Origin of the sequence: Curvibacter sp. APW13, from assembly GCF_032337135.1 — a bacterium.
GTDB lineage: Bacteria > Pseudomonadota > Gammaproteobacteria > Burkholderiales > Burkholderiaceae_C > Allorhodoferax.
In genome coordinates this window covers 1,220,131-1,240,817 of record NZ_JAVXZZ010000001.1, presented here as the reverse complement: position 1 = coordinate 1,240,817, position 20,687 = coordinate 1,220,131, and the positions used below count along the sequence as shown (strand labels likewise).

Genomic DNA, 20,687 nt, shown 5'->3' with positions numbered 1-20,687 from the left:
TAGATAGGCTTGGCCAAGTTGTGTGGAAAACGGCAAAATCCCCTTGCAAATCAAAAGCTTGCGGTACTTCCATGGCTGTGGGCGGTTGTGCTTCGCTGCTGTACCGGAAAACTGGATAAGTTCCCACGACGGTAGCGATCTGTGGATAAGTGATCGGTTACCAGAAAGTTGTACACAGCTTTATTCAAGGATGTCTGCGTGATGATGAAACAGGTGGCAAAGGTCGTAGCGTGGTTGTTGGCCACCGTGTTGGCGCTGGTGCTGCTGACGGTGGCTGTATTCTGGGAGCGTGACCGCACGGTGGCAGAACTCGCCCCGCGTTGGGCCCAGGCGCCGTCGCAGATGATCGAGGTCATGGGAATGCAGGTCCACATCCGTGACGAAGGTCCGCGTGACGATCCCATACCCATCGTGCTGCTGCACGGTACCTCCGACAGCCTGCACTGCTGGAATGGCTGGGTGGCGGCCCTGAGTCCGCAGCGTCGGGTGATTCGTTTCGACCTGCCCGCGTTCGGTCTGACCGGACCGCAGCCCGATGGCGACTATTCGATCGCGATGTATGTGCGCTTCGTGTTGGCCGTGATGGACAAGTTGCAGGTGCCACGGGCTGTGGTGGGTGGCAATTCCCTGGGCGGGCAGATCGCCTGGGGCGTGGCCGTGGCGGCACCGCAGCGGGTGGAAAGGCTGATTCTGGTGGATGCTGCCGGCTACCCCTTGCAGCCAAAGTCGGTTCCGATCGGCTTTCAGATTGCACGTCTGCCAGGGGTGCGCAGCCTGATGGAGTATGTGCTGCCGCGCGGCGTCATCGAGTCCAGTGTGCGCAATGTCTATGGTCAGCCGGAGAAGGTCACGCCTGAACTGGTGGACCGCTTCTTCGAGTTGACGCTGCGTGAAGGCAACCGCAAGGCATTGGCGCAGCGCATGGACCAACGCCTGTGGGGCGATCAGGACAAGATCAAGACCATCCGCCAACCCACCCTGATCCTGTGGGGTGCACAGGATCGGCTGGTTCCATTGGAGAATGCGGAAAAGTTCCATGCCGATATTGCAGGCTCGCAGCTGGTGGTCTTCGACGCCCTGGGCCACGTGCCGCACGAGGAGGACCCCCAGGCAACGGCCCTGGCAGTGCGTCGATTCCTGCAACTGAAATAGTGGTGTAACGGCCTGTGGCCCGCGTAAGTGCTGCGTGAAGCGCTCTGAATGTGATAGCGACGACAATGACGGAAAAAAAGCCCTTTGAAATTGCGCGTGAGACGCTCAAGCAGCTCACGGCGCGCAAGCTGGTGCCGACGCCGATGAATTACCAGTCGATCTACAACGAGATCGCCGGCATACCGCAAGTGCAACCTTTTCCGCTGGACACCCTGCGCGACATTGCCCGGGCATTGCCGGCCAAGACGCCGGGGCAGCAGCGCCAGAAAGGCTTGCTGGAGTCGGCCGTGGACCGCATGAACTGGGATGGTGTGAAGACCGCGCTGATGGGCTATGGCGGATTCGCGCCGTCCCAGGATGATGCGGAGGCACCATCGGCGGTGGTGGGTAGCTCTGCGGCGCGGGACACGGCGACGGCACCTGCGTTGACGCCGGAATTCTTCGCCATGATTGCCCGCATGATCGAGTTCGCCAAGCCGGCCTTGGGCGACGACGACGAACGCTTTGTCGTGCAAACCGACGCACTGATCAAGGCGCTGCGCCAGCCCAGTGTGGATGCGGTGGCCGCCAAGCTGATGCTGCGCAATTACAGCGACCGCCTGTCCTTCACGGCGGAAGACCAGGCCGAGATCAAGAAGGGGCTGCTGCAGCTATTGCATCTGGTGTTCGAGAACATTTCGGAACTCAGCGTCGAGGAACAGTGGCTCAAGGGCCAGATCGATGCGCTCAAGAACGCTGCCCAACCACCCTTGAGCCTGCGCCGCCTCGACGATGTGGCGGTGCGACTCAAGGACGTGATCCACAAGCAGAAGGAAGCCAAGGGGCGCATGGTGCAGGCGCAGGAAGACATGCGCCAGATGCTGGCGGTCTTCATCGAACGCCTGTCGGAGCTGACTGCATCCACCGGCAATTTCAGCGGCAAGCTGGAGGAAAGTGCACGGGCCATCGAGTCGGCCAAATCCATCGAAGAGATTGCGCCGGTGCTCAAGGAAGTGGTGAGTGCCACGCGCGCCATGTCGGAGCGGAGCAAGGCTTCAGGGGCTGAATTGGAGGCCATGCGCGAGCGCGCACGCCAGACCGAGGACGAACTGGGCCGTCTGCACCGCGAACTTGACCGCGTGAGCGAGCAGGCGCGCCACGACCCGCTCACCGGCGCGCTCAACCGCAAGGGACTGGACGAAGCGGTGGAAAAGGAACTCTCGACCATGCGGCGCAAGGAGCAGCCGCTGTGCGTGGCCTTGCTGGACATCGACAACTTCAAGAAGCTCAACGACAGCATGGGCCACGACACCGGCGACCAGGCCTTGAAGCACCTGGCCACGGTGGCGCGCGAATGCATGCGCCCGCAGGACACGCTCGCGCGCTATGGCGGTGAGGAGTTTGTCATCCTGTTGCCGGACACGGCACTGGACAACGGCATCGAGGCCATGACCCGACTGCAGCGTGAGCTGACCAAGCGCTTTTTCCTGTCGGGCACGGAAAAGATCCTGATCACCTTCAGCGCCGGGGTGGCGCAGGTGGCAGAAGGTGAAGCGGCGGCCGACGCGATCAGGCGGGCCGACCAGGGCATGTACTTGGCCAAACGGGCCGGAAAGAACAGGGTGGTGGGCGCATGACGTATCTCGTGGTTGGATTGGTGTTGTTCCTGGGGCTGCACTCGGTGCGCATCGTTGCCGACGATTGGCGCAGCCGTGTGCTGCAGTCGCGTGGCGAAGGTGCCTACAAGGGCCTGTATTCGCTGTTGTCGCTGGCCGGGTTTGCCTTGATCGTCTTTGGTTTCGGGGTGGCCCGAGAGACCCCAGTGGTGCTGTGGACCCCACCGCTTGCCTTGCGCCATATCGGCTCGCTGCTGGTTCTGGTGGCCTTCGTGCTGCTGGTGGCAGCCTACGTACCGCGCAATGCCATCAAGGCCCGTGTTGGGCACCCGATGGTGTTGGGTGTGAAGACCTGGGCCCTGGCACACCTGTTGATGACGGGTCGGCTGGAGACCGTCGTCCTGTTCGGCGCCTTCCTGGCTTGGGGCGTACTGGATTTCGTGTCGCTGCGTCGGCGTGACCGGGCAGCCGGTGTGCAGTACCCGGCGTCCAATGCCGGTGCGACGGTGCTGGCACTGGGCGTGGGTGTCGCCGCTTATGCGGTCTTCGCCGTGCTGCTGCACGGACTGCTTATCGGCATCAAACCCTTCTGACCGGGTTTTCCGGTGCTGCGGGTTTCAGTGCCCGCGCTCCAGCCACCACTGGATCAGGATCTTGGCGACGAAGCCGACCATGCCGAAGGACAGGCCCAGGAACATGACGAAGGTGCCGAACTTGCCGACCTTGTTCTTCCAGGCCAGGTTGCCGATGATGAACAGCATGTAGAGCATGAAGGCCGCCAGGCCGAAGCTCATGCCAAAGCCCGCGATTTGTTCTTCGGTGAATCCAAACATGGCGCCGTTCCTCAATCCCGCGCCGGCCATTGGCTGGCGTCCACCAGGGCCCGGTAAGCGTGCCAGCTGGCATGCCCGAGCAGCGGAACCACCACCACCAGGCCCAGCAGGGCGGTCGCAAAGCCGACCAGCGTCAGGACCATGATCAAGGCCGCCCACAGCGCCAGTGTCTGCGGGTTGTCCAGCACGGCTTGCCAGCTGGTCACCACGGCCTGAAAGACGGTCATGCGCCTATCCAGCAGCAATTGCATGGTCACGGCGGTGGAGGCAAATACCGGTGCGGCCATCATGCCGCCCACGGCGAGCCAGAGTTCAAACAGCCAGCCTTGCTGGGCCAGCACCACGTGCTGGACGAAGTCGCTGGGGGTGTGGATGGGGACTGGGCTGGCCAGGGTGATCAGCGCGGCCGAAGTCAGGACCCAGCCGGTGGCCGCGAGCGCCAGTCCGATGCCAAAGCGCACCATGCTCCAGTACTGGGCATCCCAGGCGTGCAGGCGCCCCTTGTGCCAGTTCAGCCAGGTACCCAAGATCAGGGAAAACGTCACGGTCTGGCCCTGCTCCAGGGCGCGGCTGATGGCGTAGAGGCCGGTAGCCAGCACGGGTGCCACCAGCAGAAACCCGGAAAAGGCGCCTGCCAGCAGCCAGAAACGGTTTCCGGCAATGGCGGTGATGACGATGCCGCCCAGGACGAATGCCAGGCCGTGGGCCAGGCTCAGCCAGGGAGCGCGTCGCAGGTCGTGCCAGCCCAGGGCCAGCCATTGCAGGGGTGCAGACGCAGGAAGGGTACGGACCGGGGGCAACGTCGGGTCGGCGTGGGTCATGGGCACAGGCGGTGGTGGAAACGGGGTGCAGTATCCGAAGCGCCATTATTGCACTGCACACAAGACGGTTCTGTGGGACCGGGGCAGAAAAAAGGGCACCCCGGCAAAGGAGTGCCCTCGTGGGCTGGGGTATGCGGCCGTTCAGGGTTTGGCAGTGTTGGGGGCCTTGCCAGCGCCGCCGGCTTGTCCCCGTTCGTGGCCAGCCATGCGCATGTGCTGGTTGTCGAAGACCTTCTTCTGCTCGGCGTTGAGGCTGGCGTAGAAGGTCTTGGTGGCCTGGTCGCGTTTGTCCATTTCAGCCATCATTGCACTGTGCTGCTCGTTGCGCAGGGCCCGCATCTTGTCGATGCGCTCGGGGGTGCTGAGCTTGTCCAGTTCTTCGCGGTTGGGGCGTTGCGGCTTGGACTTGGCGTCCGGCTTCATGGCAGAGACCCAGGCGTTCCAGGCCGGCTCCTGCTCGGGAGTGAGCTTGAGCTGCGCCTTGAGGGCATCGGCGCGCTTGGCCATCATGGCTCCCATCTTGGCCGGGTCGCGCTGGCCCATGCGGCCGGCACCCATGCCCTCCTCGTGCCCACCCATCATGGGTTGCGCGACGGCCGCAAGGGCGGCGGTACCCAGGGCGGTGACCAGAACCAGAGTCTTGAGGGTTTGTTTCATGGCAGTTTCCTTTGCTGTTCAGCCTGGGCGGACATCGCCATCGGCATGGTGGCCAGTGTCTGGCGGCACTGTAAGGGTGTTGCCAAGCGTGGGCAAACGCCGGGTAAAGATGGGACGCCCGAATGGTTGAAAATAGCCGATTACTTCAAGGATGGAATGTGTTCAAGAACGTGATGGTGTACCGGCTGCAGTCCCCGTGGACGACTTCGCAGGCCGATCTCGAGGATGCGCTGCAGGCGGGTCGATTCGCCGAGTGCGGGGCGTCGCAGGAAAAGTCGGTGGGTTGGGTGGAGCCGCGTGGCCATGCCCACGGCCCTTTGGTTGAAGTGGTGGGTGGTCAGTGGATCCTGAAGCTGCAGATCGAGGTCAAGAGCGTGCCCTCGTCGGTGGTCAAGCGCAAGGTGCAGGACGAAGTCGACCGCATCGAGGCCCAGACCGGCCGCAAGCCCGGCAAGAAGGAACGGCGTGACCTGACCGACGACGCCCGCAATGCCTTGCTGCCGATGGCGTTTTCCAAGATCGGCACGACCATGGTCTGGATCAGCCCCCAGGACAATCTGCTGGTGCTGGACTGTGGCAGCACGGCCCGCGCCGACGAGGTCATGACGGCCTTGATCAAGGCAGTGGGCGGGCTGTCGGTGGCGCTCATCAACACCCAGACCTCACCGGCTGCCGCCATGGCGCACTGGTTGCGCGAACGCGAGGCGCCGCAGGGCTTCAGCGTGGACCGCGAGTGCGAACTCAAGGCAGCGGACGAATCCAAGTCGGTGGTGCGCTACACGCGCCACGCGCTCGATACGGATGAGGTGGTACAGCACGTCGAGCAGGGCAAGCTGCCCACGCGGCTGGCGCTGACCTGGAACGAGCGCGTGTCCTTCGTGCTCACGGAAAGCTTGCAGCTCAAGAAGCTGGCGATCCTGGACGTGGTGCTGGAGGAAAACAGCGGCGCTGCCGGTGACGGGCGCGATGACAGTTTCGATGCCGACATCGCCATTGCCACGGGGGAGTTGTCGCCCCTGCTGGACGACCTGCTGGAAGCCTTGGGTGGCGAGGTTCCGCTGGGCCAGACCGCTGGCGCTGCGGCCTAAAACACACAGCGCCCCCACGCTCCACCGCTGCGCGGGTCGCTGCCCCCCGCGGGGGCGTTTTTATCTTGGGATGGCCCTGCAATGAAAAAGCGCCCGACCAGCTTGCACTGGCGGGCGCATCATCCCCTGGTAAGGCAGGATGGAAAGCGTGCTTATTCCTTTTTCATCGCGCAGGTGTTGAACCCGAAGATGGCATAGGGCGGGCACCAGCCGATGGCGCCGGTGGCCAGCGGGACGATGCCCAGCCAACCCCATGCGCCGATGGTGCCGGTGACAGTCAATCCGATCAGCACCAGGCCGATGACGATGCGAAGAACGCGGTCGATGCCGCCGACGTTGGCTTTCATGGTTTACTCCTTGCAGTTGGAATCAATGCGGTGATTGGACACCATGTACTGCCCGAAGTATGTGACCGAAGTCACCCAAGCGCAAGCGCCGGCACGCGATCTCAATAGCGCGGTGCGCGCGGCGCCTGGGGGCGCGCTTCGTTGACGACGATGGAGCGGCCGGAGACCGACAGGCCGTGCAGGCCGGAAATGGCCGCTTGCGCTTCGCTGGCGGACGACATTTCGACAAAGCCAAAGCCCTTGGACTGGCCGGTGTCGCGGTCGGACATGACCTTGGCCGAGACCACGGTGCCGAATTCGGAGAAGTTGGTGTGGAGGTCCGCATCGCGGACGGCATATGCCAGGTTGCCTACGTACAGTTTGCTGCTCATGGTGTGAGCCTTTCAGTAAAGTGCACCCGGTCCCTCATCGAGGCAGGTGCGGGGGAGAGTCGAAGGGTCGTGCGACCCGTTCAACGGGAAAACGTGCGCCGTTTCGGCATGGCACCACCGGTGCGCGGCTCGAGGTGGCGGAAGGTGATGCGGCCCTTGCCCAGGTCATAGGGCGAGAGCTCCAGGGTGACCTTGTCGCCGGCCAGGATGCGGATGTGGTGCTTGCGCATCTTGCCCGCGGTGTAGGCGATCAGTTCATGGCCATTGTCCAAGGTGACGCGATAGCGCGAGTCCGGCAGCACTTCGTCGACCTTGCCGCTCATTTCAATCAGTTCTTCTTTGGCCATGGGGGCTCCTGGGAGTGAATGTGGGAGAGAAGGCGGTCAGGCCGCCAGACCGCTGGGGTGCCGCTGGGCCAACCAGCGCATGCCTTCGTTCACGGCGTAGCGCAGGGCGCTGTCGCGTTCGGAAAACTCGGGCACGAAGCGGTAGATGCGGTCGTGCGTGCCACTGCCGCGGCCGCTGCGGATGGAGACACAGGCCGTGAACTGGCCGTCGTCGGTGGTATGGGTGGAGGGTGAGACAAGGTACTTGCCCACGGAGAATGCTTTTTCTAGGGTGGTAATCATCGTGTGCCAGGGCGACCGGGGTCGTCCTGCAGGTAAAGGGGTAGTCAAACGATCGGCGTGAACGCGGATCGATGCGGCACAGGCCGCTTGCGCTGTGTCCCGGTCAGAAACAAGGAGAAGACCGGAGGGGGGGCTTGCCGCGAGAGGAAATGGAGACTGCCGAGGATGCCGTATCGGGGCGATCTGGGCGGGTGGAGGCCCCGGGTTTGAGGGCGTGCACCGTGTGCAACAGAGGCTGGAGCAAAGGTAAGCAAGTCGCTCGAGCCCGCGCAGTATACCCCGTGGGAGTTTCCCGTGGGGAATTTATTTTTCGGACGCGTCAGCGTGCGAGCGTGGCGGCCAGTGCGCGCAGCGCTGCGCCTTGTGCGATGTGGATGTGTTCGCGTCCCAGCGTGACCCAGCCTTCGCGCTCGAAGCGGCGCAGCACGCGCGTCACCATCTCGCGCACGGTGCCCAGTTCATCGGCCAGGGTCTGGTGGGTGGTGTGGATGTCGCTGCCATGGCCCAGCAAGGCCGCGGCCAGGCGGGCATCGAGCTTGTGGAAGGCCACGGCGTCGATCAGGCTGGTGAGGTCGGCCATGCGTTCGGCAAACAGCCCCAGCACCTCGTTGCGGAAGGCCGGCGTTTCCAGCCAGCGCGCGAAGACGTCGGGCGGGATGACCACGAGCCGGGTGGCCTTGGTGGTGACGCCGCTGGCCGAGAGCGGCTGGGTGCGGAACAGGCTGGCGCTGGAGGCCAGGCACAACTCGCCCGGCACCACCCGGTACAGCTCCAGCGAGCGCCCATCAGCCGAATGGCGCGACACCTTGACCTCGCCGTCGAGCACCAGCGGAAATCCCTGGCAGGCCGCGTTTTCGTTGAAGAGCACTGCACCGGCAGGCACTTCCATGGGCGTGAGCGCCTGCGGCAGGCTGGCGAGCGGGGGCTGTACCTGCGTCAGGGCGGGGTACAGGTCCTGCAGGGCTGCGGGAAGAGTTTCCATCTGGTTTGGAGGCAGTTTTGCTGCGCAGCCGTCGTGTATATTGCGTAGCAAGCTATGAAAAGCAGAGCGCCTTCCTTGCTCAGTCCTGTACCTGGTAGCCTTCTTCGGTGATGGCTTTGGCAATGTCCTGGCGCGGCTTTTCCGTCTCGACCTGCACCTTGTTGGCCGGGCGGTCGATCTGCACCTGGGCCTGCGGATCGATGCGGGTGATCGCCTTGGTGACGGCTTTTTCGCAGTGGCCGCAGGTCATGCCGGTGACGGTAAAGGTCTGGTTCATGGGGATACCCCTGTCAGTAGAAAACACGCCTTACTATATCGGCATTGCGTTCCACCATCCTGACCATGAGCAGCACCGAACAAAGCGGCGACGTGTGTGAAATCGACATCGGTATAGGGGGCATGACCTGTGCCTCCTGCGTGGCACGGGTCGAGCGGGCGCTGGGCAAGGTCGAGGGTGTGCAGTCGGCCAGCGTGAACCTGGCCACCGAATCGGCCCGGGTGGTGGTGCAGGCGTCGGACACGGCGCAGGCCCGCATTGCACGCGCAGTGCGCGATGCCGGCTACGAACCGCGGGCCAAGGATGCGGCGGTGGACGCACCGGACGAAGGGCCCTGGGCCGGCTTTGCACCCGTGGGCCTGGGCCTGGCGCTCTCCCTTCCGCTGGTCGTGCCCATGGTGGGCGACCTGTTCGGCCAGCACTGGATGCTTCCCGCGCTGTGGCAGTTCCTGCTGGCCACGCCGGTGCAGTTCGGCCTGGGCTGGCGCTTCTACAAGGGGGCCTGGCACGCGGTGCGGGCATTCAGCGGCAACATGGATCTGCTGGTGGCCATCGGCACCACGGCCGGCTGGGCACTGTCGGTGTGGCTGTGGATGAACGCCCACGAAGGCCACGCGCCGCACCTGTATTTCGAAGGCTCGGCGGTGGTGGTGACCATGGTGCTGCTGGGCAAGTGGCTGGAAGCCCGGGCCAAGCGCCAGACCACGGCAGCCATCCGCGCGCTGCATGCACTGCGCCCCGAAGTGGCGCACCTGATCGGCCCCGACGGGGAAGTGGATGTGCCCGTGAGTGAGTTGCTGGTGGGCGACCGCGTGGTGGTCAAGCCCGGTGAGCGCATTCCGGCCGACGGCTGGATGCTCGAAGGCCGCACGCAGGTGGACGAGTCCATGCTCACGGGCGAACCCCTGCCCGTGGACAAGCGCGGCTTGCCGATGGACGCGATGGCGGCTCCGCGCGACCCGCTCTCGACCCTGACCGGTGGTTCGATCAACGGCGACGGCCGCCTGGTGATGTACGTGAAGGCGTCCGGCAGCGACACCGTGCTGGCACGCATCATCCGCCTGGTGGAAGACGCGCAGGCGGCCAAGGCGCCGATCCAGCGCCTGGTCGATCAGGTGAGCAGCGTGTTCGTGCCTACCGTGCTGGTCATTGCCCTGGCCACCCTGCTGGGCTGGTGGTGGATGGGAGCCGGTTGGGAAACGGCGCTGATCCGCAGCGTGGCGGTGCTGGTCATTGCCTGTCCCTGCGCCTTGGGCCTGGCCACACCTGCGGCCATCATGGCCGGTACGGGGGTGGCGGCCAAGTACGGCATCCTGATCAAGGACGCGCAGGCGCTAGAGTTGGCGCATAAGGTGCAGATCGTGGCCATGGACAAGACCGGCACCCTGACGGTGGGGCGCCCGCGCCTGACCGCCTTTGAAGTGGCCCCGGGCGTGGATGAAGAGGCCCTGCTGGCCGTGGCCGCCAGCGTGCAGACCGCCAGCACCCACCCGCTGGCCCATGCCGTGGTGCAGGCGGCGCAGGAGAAGCATCTGGTCCTGACCCCCTGCACCGATGTCCAGGCCGTGCAAGGCCGTGGGCTGCAGGCCACGGTGGGAGAACACCGCTTCGTGATGGGCAGCCTGCGCTGGATGCAGGAATTGGGCATGGTGCCTTCACCCCTGTTGCTGCGGGCCAAGGAATTGCAGACTGCCGGCTCCACGGTGTCGGCGCTCGGGCAGCAACGCGATGACAGCGTGGTGCTGCTGGGCCTGCTGGCCTTTGCCGATGTGCCCAAGGAGGGCGCGAGGGAGGCCCTGGCAGCGCTGCATGCACGCGGCATCGGCACCGTGATGATTTCCGGCGACAACCGCGGTGCGGCGCAGGCCATGGCGAAAACGCTGGGTCTGGCGGTCGACCGCGGCGAGGTGGTGGCCGAGGTGCTGCCGGGCGACAAGTCCGCGCTGGTGACGGCGCTGCGCCAGCGCGGCTTGGAGGCGATTCCGCGGGACGGTGTCATCGCGCCCGGCACACTGGGCGCGACCAAGGGTCTGGGCGTGGCTACCAGTTACACGGTGGCCATGGTGGGCGACGGCGTGAACGATGCCCCGGCCCTGGCGGCGGCCGATGTGGGCCTGGCCATGGGCAATGGCACCGACGTGGCCATGCATGCCGCGGGCATCACCCTCATGCGTGGTGACCCACGCCTCTTGGTGGCTGCGCTGGACATTTCGCGGCGCACGGTGAAGAAGATCCGCCAGAACCTGTTCTGGGCTTTCTTCTACAACGCGGCCGGCATTCCGCTGGCGGCGCTGGGTTACCTGAACCCGGTGATCGCCGGGGCAGCGATGGCCATGAGTTCGGTGAGCGTGCTCACCAACGCGCTGCTGCTCAAGCGCTGGAAGCCCGAGGGCGCGGCCGTGGCCGCGGAAAGCAACAAGGCCTGATCCGCTGCCGGACCAGGCCTTTTTAAAGTAATTTCAGCTTGTAGCCCGCGCCAATAGTGCGCAGGCTGCTTCCGAAAATAGAGCAACAGGCTTACTTCAGCAAACCTTCTGCCTTCATGGCGGCCTGCACGGCCGGGCGGGCCGCCACGCGGGCACGGTAGGCCACGAGGTTGGGGTAGACGGACAGGTCCACGCCCACGTACTGCCCCCAGTTGGTGACGGTGAAGAGGTAGCCGTCGGCCACGGTGAACTGGTCGCCCATCAGGTACTGCTTGCCGGCCAGTTCGCCTTCCACCCACTTCAGGCGGTTGTGGATGCGGTCGACGGATGCGGTTTTGGTCGCTTCGGGGGTGCCCGGCACGAACAGGGGCGAGAAGGTCTTGTGCAGCTCGGTACCGATGAAGGTCAGCCATTCCTGCAGCTTGTAGCGTTCATAGGTTCCGTTGGCGGGCGCGAGCTGCTTGGCCGGCACCTGGTCGGCGATGTACTGCACGATGGCCGGACCCTCGTGCAGGCTGCGACCGTCGTCCAGCGTCAGGTAGGGCACGTAGCCGAGCGGGTTGATGGTGTAGAAGTCGGTGCCATCGGGCAGCTTGTGCGTCTTGGTGGGCGCGGGGATGGCTTCGAAGGCCAAACCGGCTTCATGCAGGGCGATGTGGGGAGACAGCGAGCAGGCGCCGGGGGAGTAGTAGAGCTTCATGGGTGGTTCCAGCAGGGTCGATGAAGTCTGCATGCTAGGGTGGGTTGGCAGGCGCATCGTCGCAGGGCGTTGCATGCAGCGTTCAAATTTCTGCACACGGGCCGCTTGCTTGTGTGTACAACGCAGGGCATGTTTCGACGCGTCATCGGAATGCTGGGACTGGTCGCGTGGCTGACCGGGGCTGCGCAGGCAGACCCGCGCTTCTGCGATCGTCCGGTCCGCGTCGCGTTGTTCGAGTACGGGGTGCTGTACCGCAGCGATACCGGGGATGGCATCGACCCCCGCTTGCTCGAGGCACTCGCCAAGCGCACGGGGTGCCAATACGAGTTCGTCGTTCTGCCCCGGGCCCGGATCTGGACCGAACTGGAGCGTGGCAGCCTGGACCTGGCAACGGCTGCCATTCCGACGCCCGAGCGTCGACGGTTTGGCTACATGCTGCCCTATTTCCGCACCCGTAACCTGGCCTTGTTGCGCGATGCACCGGGCAGCCCCTGGCGCTCCATGCAGGCGTTCGAAGCGTCCAGTGGCAAGGTCGGCGTGGTGCGCGGTTTCCGGCATGAGGCTGCGGTGGACGAGTTCCTGGCGCATGTGCGAAGCCAGGAGCGGGTAGTGGAGTCGGCCGATGTGCAGGAGAACTTGCGGCTATTGCAGTCAGGCATTGTCGACTTGGTTTTTGCCCAGCCCGTGGTGTTCCGTTCCTACCTTGGGGACGCAGAGATGGCGGCCTTGCGTTTCCTGGACTGGGTGCCAAAGGACCAAGAGTCGGTTGGGGCGTTCATCCTGTCGCGCAAGAGTTTCCGGCCGGAGCAGGCCCAGGCCTGGGATCAATTGCTGAGCAAGATGATCAAGGATGGCACCGTAGGCAAGATCTACGGCCATTTCCTGCCGGCGGACATGGCGCGGGAATCGGTATTCCGTGGCGAGCGCCCCACGGATTTCTGATTCAGCAAGGATTCCAATCGGATAGGGCTTTTTTCCGCGCAGATACTGCGCAGCCAGCTATCAAGTTCAGAGCATTTGGCAGGTGGCGCGGTACCCAGTGCTGTCCAGCTGGAGCACCAGCAGGCCCGGCCCCAGGCCAGGCACTTCACCGAGCAGCGTGCCGTCAGGTCCCCAGCAGGCGCTGCGCCCGGCGCTGGCATAGGGGCCGGTGGCTGCGCCATGGTTGGCTACCAGCACACACAGGGCGTGCTGCCGGGCCGCCTGTTGCCACAGCGCACTGTCCGCAGCGTAGCCCTGGGGCGAGACCAGCACCCCGGCGGCATAGACCTGGGCACCCGCGTGCGCTGCAGCCTGGGCGTGTGTGGCCTGGTTGCTGTCGAAGCAGATCGCCGAGGCGATCTGCAGCGGGGTGTCGTCCCCACCCGGGAGCGCCTGGACATGGGGGGCAAAGCCTGTGGGGCTGGCTGCGGCGTATTGCTGCTCACTGCCATGCAGGTATTGCTTGCAGTACAGCACCGGTGCGCCGTGCGGATGCAGGGTGAGCGTGGCAATGCAGGGGAGATCCTGCCCGGCCTCCTGCACCGGCAGGCCGACCGTGATGGCCATGCCGTACTGTTGCGCAGCCGTTTGCAGCGGTTCCCATGTGCTGGGTGTGATGTATCGCGCCAGGCTCGCCAGTTGCGGCAGCACGTAGCCGGTGAGCGAAAGCTCGGGAAACACCATCCATTGCACCCCGTGCTCGGAGGCTGCCTGCACCAAGGCGAGGTGATGCTGCAGGTTGGCCGCGATGTCGGCGTCCACAGAGCAACTCTGTGCAGCGGCCAGGGTGAAAGAAGGCATGGTGCTTGAGGGAGAGGGGCAGGAACCGAGATTCTGCCCCACCGCCTGCGCACCGGCAGGCAGAACAGGGCGCTCAGGCCAGGCCGCGGATCAGGTCGGCCGCCTTTTCCCCGATCACCATGCTGGGGGCGTTGGTGTTGCCGGATACCAGGTTGGGCATGATGGAGGCGTCCACCACGCGCAGGTTTTGCACGCCCCTGACGCGCAACTGGGCATCGACCACGGCCATCGGGTCCGAGTCCGGGCCCATCTTGCAGGTGCCTACCGGGTGGTACTCGGTGTCGCAGGTGGCGCGCAGGTAGGCCTCCATGGCCTTGGGGTCCTTGTAGTCGAAGGCCACCAGCGGTTTGCCGCGGAAGCTGTCCATGGCCTTGGCATGGATCACCTCGAAGCCCATCTGCGCCCCTTTGATCGACACCGCCATGTCATCGGGGTGGGTCAGGAAGCCCGGGTCGATGCGCGGTGCCTGGTGCGGGTCGGCGCTCTGCAGCGTGACGCTGCCGCGGCTCTTGGGGCGCATCAGCGTGGTGTGCAGCGTGAAACCGTGGCCGAGGTGCTGGCGGCGGGTGTGGTTGTCCACGATGCTGGGCAGCAGCGCGAACTGGATGTCCGGATGCTCGGTGTTGCCGCAGGTGCTGACGAAACCGTTGGTCTCCGACACCGGGGTCGCGACCCAGCCGGTGCGCTTGGAGCGCCATTCGAAGACCGCCTTAATGAGTTCCCAGGCGCCGCGGATCGAGTTGCCGATGGTGTCCTTCCAGCGCGGGGTGCGGAAGATGATGGAGCTGGTCAGGTGGTCCTGCAGGTTCTGGCCCACACCCGGCAGGTCCTGGAGGACGGTGATGCCGTGCTGTTCCAGGTGCGCCTTGGGGCCGATGCCAGAGAGCATGAGCAGCTGGGGTGAGCCGAAGGCGCCAGCGCTGACGATGACCTCCTTGCGTGCGCGCACCTGCTCGATGGCCCCGTTGCGCTTGACCTCGACGCCCACCGCCTTGAGACCCTCGAACAGCACCTTGCGGGTATGGCTGCCGGTGCGCACGGTCAGGTTCTTGCGGTCGGCATTGGCATGCAGGTAGGCACGGGCCGCATTCCAGCGCTCGCCGTTGTACTGGGTGGCCTGGGTGCGCGAAATGCCGTACTGCTTCTCGCCGTTGTAGTCGGGGTTGATGGGGATGCCCTTTTCCACGCAGGCCTGCATGAAGGCTTCGTTGATGGCACTGGGACTGCGCACGTAGCTCACGTGCAATGGGCCGCTGTTGCCGTGGTATTCGTTGTTGCTGAAGCAGTGGCTGTTTTCGGCGCGCTTGAACAGTGGCAGCAGGTCGGCGTAGCTCCAGCCGGGGTTGCCCAGGGCGGCCCAGCCGTCGTAGTCGTTGCGGTTGCAGCGGGTGTAGACCATGGCGTTGATGGAGCTGGAGCCCCCGAGCACCTTGCCGCGCGGCTGGAAGCCTTGGCGGCCGTTGAAGCCCTTCTGCGGTGTGGTGAAGTAGTGCCAGCTGTTCATCAGCCCCCAGGGCACCATGGCGATGATGCCCAAGGGTGCACGCACGAACACCGAGTGGTCTTCGCCACCGGCTTCGAGCACGCACACCGTGGTGTTCGGGTCTTCGCTCAGGCGTCCGGCCAGGGCGCAGCCGGCGGAGCCGCCACCGACGATCACGTAGTCAAATTCTTGCATGGGTCTCTCTCGGTCAGGGGGGCGCGCCCTCTGTGGGGCGCTCGCAGGCGGGCCGCATGCGCATGCATGCCCGGTCGGATTTACTTGGTCAGGAAGTGCAGGTACTTGGTGGCGAACTTGCCGTAGGGCGGCCACAGGAACTTCACGGCGCTGAACGGTGCCTGGTAGAACACCGGGCGCATCTTGGAGAAGGTGACGAACCCTTCGTAGCCGTGGTAGTGGCCCATGCCGCTGTCGCCCACGCCACCGAAGGGCAGGTCGTGCTGGCCGACGTGGAACAGTCCGTCGTTGACGCTCACGCCGCCGGACATGACGCGGTGCAGCAGGTCGTGCACCAGCGCCTTGTCATTGCTGAAGGGGTACAGCGCCAGCGGGCGCGGACGGGCGTTGATGGCGGCGATGGGCTCCTCGATCGAGTCGTAGGGCAATACTGGCAGTACGGGCCCGAAGATCTCGCGGGTGCGCAGCGAGCAGTTGTCGGGCGCATTGAGCACGATGTGCGGGGCGATCTTGTGGGTGGTCTCATCCCAGGGCTTGCCGGGAATGAGCTGGATCAGCTCGGCGCCGCCAGCACGGGCTTCTTCCATCGCTTCGATCACGCGGTGGAAGGAGCGCTTGTCAATCATCGAAGTGAAGTCCTGGGTGTCGAGCGTGGGGTAGCGGGTGGAGACGATGTCCTTGGCCATCTCCACGAACTCCTTCACCTTGGCACGGGGGATGTAGGCGTAGTCCACGGTGGTGCAGATCTGGCCGGCGTTGAAGCACTTCACAAACAGCAGGCGCTCGGCGGCCTTGCGCAGGTTGAAGTCGTCGCAGACGATGGCGGGCGACTTGCCACCGAGCTCCAGGGTCACGGGTACCAGGTTGGCAGCGGCGGCGGCCATGACGGCGCGGCCGGTCTGGCCCGAGCCCGTGAACAGCAGGTGGTCGAACTTGAGTTTGGAGAACTCGATGCCCACGCCGCCGGTCTCGTCAAAGAAGGCCAGCTTCTCGCGTGGGAAGTAGGCCGGCATCTTCTCGATCAGCAGGGCGGCGAGGTGACGGGAGTTTTCCGACATCTTGACCATGCAGCGGTTGCCGGCCGCCATGGCGGCGATCAGGCCCCCGAAGGCGAGGTTGATGGGGAAGTTCCAGGGCACGATGGAGCCCACCACGCCAAGCGGCTGGGGGATGACGCGGTTGCTCGCGCCAAAGAAGTTGAGCCAGTCGATGCCGCGGCGCTGCGGGCGCATCCAGCTGCGCAGGTGCTTCAAGGTGTGGTCCACGCCGTCGATTACCGAGAAGATTTCGGCGAACAGGGTTTCGTGGCGCGAGCGGTTGCCGTAGTCCTGGTTGATGGCGTCGACGATGGCATCGCGGTAGTCGCGGATGAAGGCCTGCAGTTTCTTCAGGTCGGCACGGCGCTCGGCGTAGCTGGGGTAGGGGTGGGCCAGGTAGGCATCACGCTGAAGCTTGAGCGTGGCTTCGAGTTCATTGCGCACCACATCGATGGGGGTGACGGCGTGCAAGGGGATGGCGGACATGGTGAACCTCACTAAGGGTTAGGGCAGACGATGGCGCGTGACGATACGCACGACCGTGCCGAAGATCAGTCGCGGACATTACACCGCTTGGAGGCAGTAAACTGTTAAAAATTTAACAGTCTAGGGTTTGTACGGAGAATCTTTCGATGCGTGACCCCAGTGCCGAGTTGTTGCAATTGCTGCGGGGCAATCCCTGGTTTGGCGCCTTGCCGGTGTCGGAGCAGATGGCCATGCTGGAGCGTGCCGAGCCGATGCAGCTTGCGCGCGGGGCCCTGCTGTACGGCAAGGGCTCGGTCGATGGCGGTTTTTATGGCCTGGTGCGCGGCGTGGTCAAGATCTCCAGCGTCGGGGCGGACGGGCGCGAGGGCATCCTGGCGCTGATCGAAGCGGGGAATTGGTTCAACGAATCCACCTTGCTGGATGGTCTGCCCAACCCCTATGACGCCACGGCCCTGGAAGCGCTGGAACTTCTGGTGATATCGCCCGAAGGCTTCGGCCAGCTGATGCAGCGTCTGCCCTTTGTGCAGGCCCTGGCCCGGCTGGAGGCCTTGCGGCTGCGCGTGGTGTTCGGCATGGTGGAGGACACCATGGTGCGCAACCTGGGTGCCCGCGTGGCGCGGCGCTTGCTGGTGCTGGCCCACGGTGACGCGACCATGGCCGAGCAGGCCAGGGCTCGGGTGCTGGTGTCACAGGATGCCTTGGCCATGATGCTGGGGGTGACCCGTCCGTCGCTTTGGAAGGCGCTGGGGGCTCTGGTGGATGCGGGTGTGGTGGCCTTGGGCTATGGCCGCATCGACATCCTGGATGTGCCGGCGCTGGAGCGCATTGCCGAGCGCTCCTGAAGCGGCCGTCCTTTCCCCGAGGGTTGTGGGGTAAGAGGCCCCCCGGTAAAATCGCCCCTTCCCCCCTTGATGACGCCGCCCCGTGCCGGGAGCCTGCGTCCACCCCTGCACATGATTTATCCACAACACTTCGACGTCATCGTCGTCGGTGGCGGCCATGCCGGTACCGAAGCTGCCCTGGCCAGCGCGCGCATGGGCTGCAAGACCCTGCTGCTGACCCACAACATCGAAACCCTGGGCCAGATGAGCTGCAACCCGTCCATCGGTGGCATCGGCAAGGGCCATCTGGTGAAGGAAGTGGATGCCTTGGGCGGTGCCATGGCACTGGCCACCGACGAAGCGGGTATCCAGTTCCGCATCCTCAACAGCTCCAAGGGCCCGGCCGTGCGCGCCACCCGTGCCCAGGCCGACCGCGTGCTGTACAAGGCCGCCATCCGCCGCATGCTGGAAAACCAGCCCAACCTGTGGCTGTTCCAGCAGGCGGTGGACGACCTGCTGGTGGAAGGCGAGCGCGTGGTGGGGGCCGTGACGCAGGTAGGCATTGCCTTTCGCTCGACCACCGTGGTGCTGACCGCCGGAACCTTCCTCGACGGCAAGATCCATGTGGGGCTGAACAACTACGCGGCCGGGCGCGCGGGCGACCCGCCGGCCCAGTCCTTGAGCCACCGCCTGAAGGAACTGAAGCTGCCGCAGGGCCGCCTCAAGACCGGCACCCCGCCGCGCATCGATGGTCGCTCCATCGACTTTTCGCAATGCACCGAACAGCCTGGCGACGGTATGCCCGGCGGTGAGCGCCCCGAGTTGGGCGTGCCGGTGTTCAGCTTTCTGGGCAATGCGCAGATGCACCCGCAGCAGATGCCGTGCTGGATCACGCACACCAATGCGCGCACGCACGAGATCATCCGCAGCGGCTTCGACCGCAGCCCCATGTTTACGGGCAAGATCGAAGGGGTGGGGCCGCGCTACTGCCCGAGCGTGGAAGACAAGATCAACCGCTTTGCCGACAAGGAAAGCCACCAGATCTTCCTGGAACCCGAAGGTCTGACCACGCACGAGTACTACCCCAACGGCATTTCCACCAGCCTGCCGTTCGATGTGCAGTACGACCTGGTACGGAGCATGAAGGGGCTGGAGAACGCGCACATCCTGCGCCCTGGCTACGCCATCGAGTACGACTACTTCGACCCGCGTTCGCTCAAGAGCAGTTTCGAGACGCGACAGATCGGCGGCCTGTTCTTCGCCGGACAGATCAACGGCACCACGGGCTACGAAGAGGCGGCGGCGCAGGGCCTGTTTGCCGGCATCAATGCCGCGCTGCAGGTGCGTGCCTTGGGTGGCGAGGCGAGTGAGCGCATGGAAGCGGCGAGTGCCGCAGGCAGCATTACCTACATGGGCGACAGCTGGTTGCCCAGTCGCGACCAGGCTTACCTGGGCGTGCTGGTGGATGATCTGATCACCAAGGGCGTGACCGAACCCTACCGCATGTTCACCAGCCGCGCCGAGTTCCGCCTGCAGCTGCGCGAGGACAATGCCGACGCCCGTCTGACCGAAGCGGGCAGGGCGCTGGGCCTGGTGGACGATGTGCGCTGGGAAACCTATTGCCGCAAGCGCGATGCGGTTTCACGTGAAACAGAGCGCCTGAAATCGATCTGGGTGAACCCGCGCAACCTCGATCAAGCGGAAGCTGAACGGGTGCTCGGCAAGGCCATTGACCACGAATACAACCTCGCCGACCTGTTGCGCCGGCCCGGTGTGACCTACGAAACCCTGGTCGGCATGGAAGGCGGGCGCTTTGTGAATGCCGACTTGCTGCCCGCTGTTTCACGTGAAACCAATCCGGTGCATGAGGAGTCTTTGCGCGCCGAAGTGCAGGAGCAGGTGGAGATTGCGATCAAGTACGCGGGCTACATCGACCGTCAGAAGGGCGAGATCGAGCGTGCGGCGTACTACGAAAATCTGCGTCTGCCGGCGGACCTGGATTACATGCAGGTATCGGCCCTGAGCATCGAGGCGCGCCAGCGTCTGAACAAGCACCGGCCCGAAACCTTGGGTCAGGCCTCGCGCCTGTCGGGCATCACCCCGGCCACCATTTCGCTGCTGCTGATCCATCTGAAGAAGGGCAAGTTCAAGGGCTTTGCCACCGAGGCGGAGACTGCGTGATGGGGCAGGCATTGACTGACCGCATTCTGGAAGCGGGTACCAGACTGGGACTGGACTTGAGCGCGCAGCAGGCGCAAAGCTTGGCCGACTACCTGGTGCTGATCCAGAAATGGACCAAGGTCTATAACCTGACCGCCGTGCGTGACCCCGAGGAGATGCTCACGCACCACCTGTTCGACAGCCTCTCGGTGATCGCGCCCTTGCAGCGACAGTTGGCAGACATGGGCAAAGGCGAGGACGCCCGGTTGCTCGACGTGGGCTCGGGCGCAGGACTCCCGGGCGTGGTGATTGCCATCTGCTGTCCGATGGTCAAGGTGGACTGTGTGGACACGGTGGGCAAGAAGGCGGCGTTCATTCAGCAGGTGGCGGTCAGTCTGGGGCTCAAGAATCTGCGCGGTGTCCATGCGCGGGTGGAGTCGCTGACCGATGGCTACGACGTGGTCAGTTCCCGGGCCTTTGCATCGCTGGTCGATTTCACCACCTGGTCGCGCTCGGCGGTTGGGGAGGGTGGGGTCTGGATGGGGATGAAAGGGAAACACCCTGCGGATGAGCTGGCTGCCTTGCCTTCGTCTGTCGCTGTGTTTCACGTGGAACAGTTGGTGGTGCCGGGGTTGGATGCGGAGCGGTGCATTGTGTGGATGCGGCCGGTTTCGGCATGATTGAATTGCCCTGACAGGGCGAGGCATGTCGGGATGTGCGCCCGACAGCGTGCGGCCGGCCGGGTCTCGCCCCGGCGGGCGATCTACTTTCTTTGCTTCGCCAAAGAAAGTAGCCAAAGAAAGGCGACCCTGCTGTCTGCGTCCCCGGTGCGCCCAGCGCACCGG

At 64.7% G+C, this 20,687-nt stretch carries 21 protein-coding genes and 1 pseudogene; 9 read left to right on the top strand and 13 right to left on the bottom strand.

From position 1 onward, the window contains the following. Nucleotides 1–204 precede the first annotated feature (204 nt). From RQP54_RS05670 to RQP54_RS05660, 3 genes are all read left to right on the top strand, one after another. Entirely contained in the window at nucleotides 205–1,152 is a 948-nt protein-coding gene (locus tag RQP54_RS05670) for an alpha/beta hydrolase (RefSeq protein WP_315677194.1), read from the top strand. Between the two features lie 65 nt (nucleotides 1,153–1,217). Further along, the gene (locus RQP54_RS05665; RefSeq protein ID WP_315677193.1) at nucleotides 1,218–2,768 is read left to right on the top strand and encodes a diguanylate cyclase; all 1,551 of its coding nucleotides are present in this window, start codon (nucleotides 1,218–1,220) and stop codon (nucleotides 2,766–2,768) included. Then, nucleotides 2,765–3,340 (top strand): NnrU family protein, encoded by a 576-nt coding sequence (locus RQP54_RS05660; protein WP_315677192.1) that lies wholly within the window; start codon nucleotides 2,765–2,767, stop codon nucleotides 3,338–3,340. The genes RQP54_RS05665 and RQP54_RS05660 overlap by 4 nt, the downstream gene beginning before the upstream one ends. Nucleotides 3,341–3,364: 24 nt before the next feature. On the opposite strand, the gene RQP54_RS05655 is transcribed toward RQP54_RS05660, so the two are convergent. The 3 genes from RQP54_RS05655 to RQP54_RS05645 all read right to left on the bottom strand — a co-directional run bounded on the left by RQP54_RS05655 (nucleotide 3,365) and on the right by RQP54_RS05645 (nucleotide 5,058). Further along, nucleotides 3,365–3,580 (bottom strand): DUF2788 domain-containing protein, encoded by a 216-nt coding sequence (locus RQP54_RS05655; RefSeq protein WP_315677191.1) that lies wholly within the window; start codon nucleotides 3,578–3,580, stop codon nucleotides 3,365–3,367. A gap of 11 nt (nucleotides 3,581–3,591) precedes the next feature. Then, nucleotides 3,592–4,401, bottom strand: a complete 810-nt coding sequence (locus RQP54_RS05650; protein ID WP_315677190.1) for a DUF2189 domain-containing protein — start codon at nucleotides 4,399–4,401, stop codon at nucleotides 3,592–3,594. A gap of 141 nt (nucleotides 4,402–4,542) precedes the next feature. After that, on the bottom strand, nucleotides 4,543–5,058 hold the full coding sequence (locus RQP54_RS05645) for a Spy/CpxP family protein refolding chaperone (RefSeq protein ID WP_315677189.1): 516 nt from the start codon (nucleotides 5,056–5,058) through the stop codon (nucleotides 4,543–4,545). Between the two features lie 158 nt (nucleotides 5,059–5,216). On the opposite strand from RQP54_RS05645, the gene RQP54_RS05640 reads away from it, so the two are divergent. After that, nucleotides 5,217–6,146, top strand: coding sequence for a recombination-associated protein RdgC (locus RQP54_RS05640; RefSeq protein WP_315677188.1), 930 nt, complete (start codon nucleotides 5,217–5,219; stop codon nucleotides 6,144–6,146). 152 nt (nucleotides 6,147–6,298) lie between these two features. On the opposite strand, the gene RQP54_RS05635 is transcribed toward RQP54_RS05640, so the two are convergent. The 6 genes and pseudogenes from RQP54_RS05635 to RQP54_RS05610 all read right to left on the bottom strand — a co-directional run bounded on the left by RQP54_RS05635 (nucleotide 6,299) and on the right by RQP54_RS05610 (nucleotide 8,752). After that, nucleotides 6,299–6,493, bottom strand: a complete 195-nt coding sequence (locus tag RQP54_RS05635; protein WP_315677187.1) for a DUF2892 domain-containing protein — start codon at nucleotides 6,491–6,493, stop codon at nucleotides 6,299–6,301. Between the two features lie 107 nt (nucleotides 6,494–6,600). Beyond that, nucleotides 6,601–6,864: pseudogene (locus RQP54_RS05630) on the bottom strand (RNA recognition motif domain-containing protein); the annotation flags it as partial. An 80-nt stretch (nucleotides 6,865–6,944) separates the two neighbouring features. Further along, nucleotides 6,945–7,211 (bottom strand): translation initiation factor IF-1, encoded by a 267-nt coding sequence (gene infA, locus RQP54_RS05625; RefSeq protein WP_315677186.1) that lies wholly within the window; start codon nucleotides 7,209–7,211, stop codon nucleotides 6,945–6,947. Nucleotides 7,212–7,247: 36 nt separating this feature from the next. Then, a complete protein-coding gene (locus RQP54_RS05620) occupies nucleotides 7,248–7,493 on the bottom strand; it encodes a hypothetical protein (protein ID WP_315677185.1) in 246 nt (81 codons plus the stop codon). A 319-nt stretch (nucleotides 7,494–7,812) separates the two neighbouring features. Next, nucleotides 7,813–8,475, bottom strand: a complete 663-nt coding sequence (locus RQP54_RS05615; protein ID WP_315677184.1) for a Crp/Fnr family transcriptional regulator — start codon at nucleotides 8,473–8,475, stop codon at nucleotides 7,813–7,815. A gap of 79 nt (nucleotides 8,476–8,554) precedes the next feature. After that, nucleotides 8,555–8,752, bottom strand: a complete 198-nt coding sequence (locus RQP54_RS05610) for a heavy-metal-associated domain-containing protein (protein WP_315677183.1) — start codon at nucleotides 8,750–8,752, stop codon at nucleotides 8,555–8,557. Nucleotides 8,753–8,817: 65 nt separating this feature from the next. Between RQP54_RS05610 and RQP54_RS05605 the strand changes: the two genes are divergently transcribed. Next, nucleotides 8,818–11,178 (top strand): heavy metal translocating P-type ATPase, encoded by a 2,361-nt coding sequence (locus RQP54_RS05605; RefSeq protein WP_315677182.1) that lies wholly within the window; start codon nucleotides 8,818–8,820, stop codon nucleotides 11,176–11,178. Between the two features lie 91 nt (nucleotides 11,179–11,269). Here the strand turns inward: RQP54_RS05605 and gstA are convergent, their stop codons facing one another. Next, entirely contained in the window at nucleotides 11,270–11,878 is a 609-nt protein-coding gene (gstA, locus tag RQP54_RS05600) for a glutathione transferase GstA (RefSeq protein ID WP_315677758.1), read from the bottom strand. A gap of 129 nt (nucleotides 11,879–12,007) precedes the next feature. Between gstA and RQP54_RS05595 the strand changes: the two genes are divergently transcribed. Next, nucleotides 12,008–12,820, top strand: coding sequence for a substrate-binding periplasmic protein (locus RQP54_RS05595; protein ID WP_315677181.1), 813 nt, complete (start codon nucleotides 12,008–12,010; stop codon nucleotides 12,818–12,820). 66 nt (nucleotides 12,821–12,886) lie between these two features. On the opposite strand, the gene RQP54_RS05590 is transcribed toward RQP54_RS05595, so the two are convergent. The 3 genes from RQP54_RS05590 to RQP54_RS05580 all read right to left on the bottom strand — a co-directional run bounded on the left by RQP54_RS05590 (nucleotide 12,887) and on the right by RQP54_RS05580 (nucleotide 16,861). Continuing rightward, nucleotides 12,887–13,660, bottom strand: a complete 774-nt coding sequence (locus RQP54_RS05590) for a carbon-nitrogen hydrolase family protein (RefSeq protein WP_315677180.1) — start codon at nucleotides 13,658–13,660, stop codon at nucleotides 12,887–12,889. A 73-nt stretch (nucleotides 13,661–13,733) separates the two neighbouring features. Continuing rightward, nucleotides 13,734–15,338, bottom strand: coding sequence for a GMC family oxidoreductase (locus RQP54_RS05585; protein ID WP_315677179.1), 1,605 nt, complete (start codon nucleotides 15,336–15,338; stop codon nucleotides 13,734–13,736). An 80-nt stretch (nucleotides 15,339–15,418) separates the two neighbouring features. Next, the gene (locus tag RQP54_RS05580; RefSeq protein WP_315677178.1) at nucleotides 15,419–16,861 is read right to left on the bottom strand and encodes a coniferyl aldehyde dehydrogenase; all 1,443 of its coding nucleotides are present in this window, start codon (nucleotides 16,859–16,861) and stop codon (nucleotides 15,419–15,421) included. 146 nt (nucleotides 16,862–17,007) lie between these two features. Between RQP54_RS05580 and RQP54_RS05575 the strand changes: the two genes are divergently transcribed. The 3 genes from RQP54_RS05575 (at nucleotide 17,008) to rsmG (ending at nucleotide 20,522) form a co-directional block, all read left to right on the top strand. Beyond that, nucleotides 17,008–17,703: a Crp/Fnr family transcriptional regulator gene (locus RQP54_RS05575; RefSeq protein ID WP_315677177.1), complete on the top strand. Its 696-nt coding sequence runs from the start codon at nucleotides 17,008–17,010 to the stop codon at nucleotides 17,701–17,703. A gap of 111 nt (nucleotides 17,704–17,814) precedes the next feature. Continuing rightward, nucleotides 17,815–19,863: a tRNA uridine-5-carboxymethylaminomethyl(34) synthesis enzyme MnmG gene (mnmG, locus tag RQP54_RS05570; RefSeq protein ID WP_315677176.1), complete on the top strand. Its 2,049-nt coding sequence runs from the start codon at nucleotides 17,815–17,817 to the stop codon at nucleotides 19,861–19,863. Then, nucleotides 19,863–20,522 (top strand): 16S rRNA (guanine(527)-N(7))-methyltransferase RsmG, encoded by a 660-nt coding sequence (rsmG, locus tag RQP54_RS05565; RefSeq protein WP_315677174.1) that lies wholly within the window; start codon nucleotides 19,863–19,865, stop codon nucleotides 20,520–20,522. Before mnmG ends, rsmG begins: the two co-directional genes overlap by 1 nt. Nucleotides 20,523–20,687 lie beyond the last annotated feature (165 nt).

What these genes read in the sequence shown, in the direction of transcription:
- RQP54_RS05670 (WP_315677194.1), top strand. Translation starts at nt 205, where the DNA reads ATGAAACAGGTGGCAAAGGTCGTAGCGTGGTTGTTGGCCACCGTGTTG.
- RQP54_RS05665 (WP_315677193.1), top strand. Translation starts at nt 1,218, where the DNA reads ATGACGGAAAAAAAGCCCTTTGAAATTGCGCGTGAGACGCTCAAGCAG.
- RQP54_RS05660 (WP_315677192.1), top strand. Translation starts at nt 2,765, where the DNA reads ATGACGTATCTCGTGGTTGGATTGGTGTTGTTCCTGGGGCTGCACTCG.
- RQP54_RS05655 (WP_315677191.1), bottom strand. Translation starts at nt 3,580, where the DNA reads ATGTTTGGATTCACCGAAGAACAAATCGCGGGCTTTGGCATGAGCTTC.
- RQP54_RS05650 (WP_315677190.1), bottom strand. Translation starts at nt 4,401, where the DNA reads ATGACCCACGCCGACCCGACGTTGCCCCCGGTCCGTACCCTTCCTGCG.
- RQP54_RS05645 (WP_315677189.1), bottom strand. Translation starts at nt 5,058, where the DNA reads ATGAAACAAACCCTCAAGACTCTGGTTCTGGTCACCGCCCTGGGTACC.
- RQP54_RS05635 (WP_315677187.1), bottom strand. Translation starts at nt 6,493, where the DNA reads ATGAAAGCCAACGTCGGCGGCATCGACCGCGTTCTTCGCATCGTCATC.
- infA (WP_315677186.1), bottom strand. Translation starts at nt 7,211, where the DNA reads ATGGCCAAAGAAGAACTGATTGAAATGAGCGGCAAGGTCGACGAAGTG.
- RQP54_RS05620 (WP_315677185.1), bottom strand. Translation starts at nt 7,493, where the DNA reads ATGATTACCACCCTAGAAAAAGCATTCTCCGTGGGCAAGTACCTTGTC.
- RQP54_RS05615 (WP_315677184.1), bottom strand. Translation starts at nt 8,475, where the DNA reads ATGGAAACTCTTCCCGCAGCCCTGCAGGACCTGTACCCCGCCCTGACG.
- RQP54_RS05610 (WP_315677183.1), bottom strand. Translation starts at nt 8,752, where the DNA reads ATGAACCAGACCTTTACCGTCACCGGCATGACCTGCGGCCACTGCGAA.
- RQP54_RS05605 (WP_315677182.1), top strand. Translation starts at nt 8,818, where the DNA reads ATGAGCAGCACCGAACAAAGCGGCGACGTGTGTGAAATCGACATCGGT.
- gstA (WP_315677758.1), bottom strand. Translation starts at nt 11,878, where the DNA reads ATGAAGCTCTACTACTCCCCCGGCGCCTGCTCGCTGTCTCCCCACATC.
- RQP54_RS05595 (WP_315677181.1), top strand. Translation starts at nt 12,008, where the DNA reads ATGTTTCGACGCGTCATCGGAATGCTGGGACTGGTCGCGTGGCTGACC.
- RQP54_RS05590 (WP_315677180.1), bottom strand. Translation starts at nt 13,660, where the DNA reads ATGCCTTCTTTCACCCTGGCCGCTGCACAGAGTTGCTCTGTGGACGCC.
- RQP54_RS05585 (WP_315677179.1), bottom strand. Translation starts at nt 15,338, where the DNA reads ATGCAAGAATTTGACTACGTGATCGTCGGTGGCGGCTCCGCCGGCTGC.
- RQP54_RS05580 (WP_315677178.1), bottom strand. Translation starts at nt 16,861, where the DNA reads ATGTCCGCCATCCCCTTGCACGCCGTCACCCCCATCGATGTGGTGCGC.
- RQP54_RS05575 (WP_315677177.1), top strand. Translation starts at nt 17,008, where the DNA reads ATGCGTGACCCCAGTGCCGAGTTGTTGCAATTGCTGCGGGGCAATCCC.
- mnmG (WP_315677176.1), top strand. Translation starts at nt 17,815, where the DNA reads ATGATTTATCCACAACACTTCGACGTCATCGTCGTCGGTGGCGGCCAT.
- rsmG (WP_315677174.1), top strand. Translation starts at nt 19,863, where the DNA reads ATGGGGCAGGCATTGACTGACCGCATTCTGGAAGCGGGTACCAGACTG.